The 3,739-nt window shown below is 32.7% G+C and carries 6 protein-coding genes; all 6 read right to left on the bottom strand.

Annotation, left to right across the window (positions count from 1 at the left end):
• Positions 1-702: phage tail protein (locus AJ886_RS08125; protein WP_070287522.1), on the bottom strand; the 702-nt coding region annotated here is incomplete at its 3' end.
• 131 nt (positions 703-833) lie between these two features.
• Complete coding sequence (locus AJ886_RS08120; RefSeq protein ID WP_052789952.1) at positions 834-1,454, bottom strand: phage tail protein I; 621 nt, start codon at positions 1,452-1,454, stop codon at positions 834-836.
• 97 nt (positions 1,455-1,551) lie between these two features.
• Entirely contained in the window at positions 1,552-2,718 is a 1,167-nt protein-coding gene (locus AJ886_RS08115; RefSeq protein WP_070276116.1) for a baseplate J/gp47 family protein, read from the bottom strand.
• The gene (locus AJ886_RS08110; RefSeq protein WP_070287521.1) at positions 2,715-3,005 is read right to left on the bottom strand and encodes a GPW/gp25 family protein; all 291 of its coding nucleotides are present in this window, start codon (positions 3,003-3,005) and stop codon (positions 2,715-2,717) included. The genes AJ886_RS08115 and AJ886_RS08110 overlap by 4 nt, the downstream gene beginning before the upstream one ends.
• Positions 3,002-3,193 carry a hypothetical protein gene (locus AJ886_RS08105; protein ID WP_070276118.1) on the bottom strand — a complete coding sequence of 64 codons (192 nt, stop codon included), beginning with the start codon at positions 3,191-3,193 and terminating at the stop codon, positions 3,002-3,004. Before AJ886_RS08105 ends, AJ886_RS08110 begins: the two co-directional genes overlap by 4 nt.
• Before the next feature lie 8 nt (positions 3,194-3,201).
• The coding region (locus tag AJ886_RS08100) for a phage baseplate assembly protein V (protein WP_070287520.1) at positions 3,202-3,739 on the bottom strand (538 nt) is incomplete at its 5' end.

Below are 3,739 nucleotides of genomic sequence, written 5' to 3'. Positions count from 1 at the left end.
TTCTTTTAAGGTAGCTAAATTTACAAATTGATTGTCATTTGTAGCTTTTATAGAGCTTGTAGGTAGTTTGGTAAAGTCTTTAGCTCCTGTAATGGTTTGATTAGTAGCTAAAGTAACATATTTGGCAATTTCTGTATTAAATTTATTTTCTAAAAGATATTTAGCAAACTCACCCCATACTTTTTTAAACTCTGCATCATATTTTTGTGTTAAAGCATCAATTTTAAGATTGAGTTCCACTTTAATAGCATCCACATAATCACGACTTGCCATAATCACACTAGGATCTAGTTTTAAAATAACTTCCTCTGCATTAGAAAGCTCCATGACAATTTTTATCATAAGCTCTTTAGCGCTGCCTTCTTTTAAGATAGGTTTATAAGTGCGTGGGACATTTCCTACTGCAAGCAAATCTCCTGCTTCATCATAAATGCCTACTGCATTAACTTCAAACCCGCCCACATCGCTTGGCACATGACACATTAAATTCACATAGTTTGGATTGCTTTCATCCACGCTTTTGCTACTAATATTAGCTTCATATACAATCTCTTCTAAGCTTTGCATTTCTTCGCTGGGCAAAATAACTTTTGAACTTAATTTAAAGCTTTTTAAATTGATACCATTTCCACTTGCTCTTGCGGCAATAAATTTAGCAATGCCAATTTTTGTTAGTATGGTATAGTATTCACTTTTTGCCATTAATACACTCCTTTTTGACTTCGCGGTTGAAATGAATTCGCCCTTGCGACAAGGGATTTTATCCCCTTGACCCCTCTAAAGGCTTCCCGACCCAAACACTGCGTGTTTGCCCCAAAAACATTTAAAATCATCTAATACACTCCTTTAAAATCAATATTAGTTCTTGTTATTTCACACATAAAAACACCCATTGCATTTAAACTTGGTTTCTGATTGTTTTCAATTTGCGTGGTTTGAAAAGGTAAGATTTCTATAGTTTCTCCACTTATTTCTACACTAGCATTAAAACTATCATTTTTACTTTCAATCTCTATTTCAATTGCTTCTAAAACGCTTCTAACATTTTTAAAATCATAAATTAGTCTTTCTAAGGTATTAAGCGTTCTTTCATCAAAGCTAACATTAGTTGTGCTTACTTTAACTTTAAAAAAATAAGGCTTTCCACCATAATTAAACCACTCTTTAACCACTGCAGTAGGAAATACGGCTCTTAAAGCTTCTTTTATAGCCCAAGTTGTGCCGTTGTATCTATCTAAAAGCAAGGCTTTAGATATAAGCTTTCTTGCTTCTTTTTCATTTAAACCATCAATACTTACATCATAAGCATTGGCTAAAATTGGCAATAATCTTTCATCGCAATTTAGAGCTAGATTTGTGATACTAGCTAAATTTAAATCTTCAAATCTTGTTTTAGCACTTAAATCAATGGCTTTGCTTTGTTTTGGATGGTGGTTTAGTATTAGTGTATTCATAGCACCGCCTTTTTTATGCTATCACTTTGTGCAAACGAAGTTCGCCCAAAGTCGCTTTTACTGAAGGCTTCCCGACCCATTGCTACGCAATGCCCCTTCATAGTACTGCCTTTTCATAACTAAGTGAAAAGCTAAGGGTTGCAAACTCATCATCAGCTATTATTATATTTTCTAAGGGCAAGTCTTTTAATTCTTGCTCTTCTTCATTTATGATTTTTTCTTTAATGCTTAAAATTTCGCTTTTATAAACTCCGTCTTGATGAAGACATTTATAAATAAATCCCAGTGCTAAATCCACACTTAAATCAAAGTCCTTTTGCAAAGCATTAATCTTTTCACTTATTTCATTAGCACGGCTTAATTCTAAAAGCAAAAGTTTGGCATCTACGATAAACTCTCTTTTTTTAGCTAACTCAACGCTGACTTCATCAGTTAAAGGTCTTCGCTCATCCGCACTTAAATACTCTTTAACCACATCAACGCTTAATTCATCTTCACTTTTAATGATAACTCTTACTTTTCCTGCTCCATTGTTTAAAGCTTTTATGGAGGCTACTTTTGCACTTGCGCTTAAAGCGTGATAGATATAGCCTTTTTCACTTCCTGCGGTTGAAAAACGATGTACACTCATTACAGCCCTTTCTCTTAAGGCTTCATCGCTTTCTTCACTGGCTCCACCACTAAAATATTCAAGTTGTTTAATCTTAGCTACAAAAGGCAGTGGGGTTTGTAAAAACTCGGTTTTACTTTCTTTGCTTTGAATAAATTCATTAAGTTCCAAAATACCTTGTGCTTTACTTTGCCCTTTTTTAATTACCACTTCTTCTTTTAAAGTGGCAAGGTCTGCTTTTTCATTTGAAAAAATTGCACCTTTTGGGATGATGACATCATAAGTAAGTAAAGTATTTAATTCAAACTCTACTTTAGCTGTGGGTTTAACCCCTTTAAGCCTTTGTATTAAATAGCCATTAGCTACTACATTATCTAAATCACTTCCCTTTGCATAATGAAGATATGTTGCTTTTATACTCTCATTAATTCTTGCTCTAATTATCATTTCTCTATAAGCTAAAGCTTCTAAAATGGCTTTAAAAGGGTCAGATTCTAAAAGCTCTACATTATCTTTTAAAAAGCTTTTAAAAAGTTCTTCATAGGCTTTTAAAAGCTTTTCATAATCAAGCTCTTCTATGATTTGTGGATAAGGGATATCCTTTAAAAAGCTTTGTTTAAAATAGCTATCATTTGCACTTAAAAGCTCACTCATTTGCCTAGCTCCATTGTTAAATCCCCATAATTTTCAAAAAGCAAGGTAATGCTTAATTTATTGTCTTTACACTCATTAAGTCTCACACCTTTTAGCTTTACTCTTTTTTCCCACTTTGAAATAGCCTCTGCTGTATATCTAGTAAGCTTTATCTTAAAATCATCATCGATTTTTCTATCNATNANTGTANAAAGNAAAGAACCATANTCNGGTCTCATTACTCTTGAGCCTAAAGGAGTGATTAAAATGTCTTTGATACTTTCTTCGATGCTTACCATGTAATTCATTTTAAACCTTTGTAAAATTCAAAAATGTTTTCTAGCATTTGAGAAAATCCCAAAAATGTAAAAGCTATAAAAAAGCCTATAAAAATGCTTTTAATAAAAAAGTTTAGGTTTAAAAAAGCATAAAATGCCCCCATACAAAAGAGCATAAAAAAGACTAATGAAAATAAAAGCAAAAATAATTCTTTCATAGTTTTTCCTATCTTGGCGAAGCTGTGGCACCACAAGTACAAGAATGGGTATGATTTGTTAAATCACCTTTGCTATCTCTTATATTTCCACTAACTTGTAAATTACCTATTAAGTTTAAATTTCCTTTTATGCTAAAAGTACCACTTGCCCCACCTTCGCCACTTGTAGAAATTGCTCCTGCAATTTGAGTATTACCATTTAAATTAATACTTGGAGCGTTAAGCGTTATGGTATTAGCGTTTGTAGTATGATTTTTAGTATTTAAGGTGTTGTTTTGGTTATGGGTGGTTTTATCTACACAAGTGATATTTATATCTTTAACCACATCAAGTTTTAAAGTGCTACTCTTAGAGTTGTATTCTAAATGTGTTCCATCTTCAAAATCTATATTAAAAGTATTTTCATCTGTGTTTTTTGCTCTATGTTTTTCTTGGTAAAGCCCACGCAAAATAACTCCACTATTTAAATCCCCACGCACAGGTATGACTAATACTTGCTCTCCTATTCTTAAAGGAGAAAAGCTCACTGCATAAGAATTAGCTAGA

The sequence above is a fragment of the Campylobacter sp. BCW_6465 genome (genome assembly GCF_001762815.1).
GTDB classification, from domain to species: Bacteria; Campylobacterota; Campylobacteria; order Campylobacterales; family Campylobacteraceae; genus Campylobacter_D; species Campylobacter_D jejuni.
The sequence above is the reverse complement of the archived record's forward strand: the minus strand, read 5'-3'. Positions and strand labels throughout refer to the sequence as shown.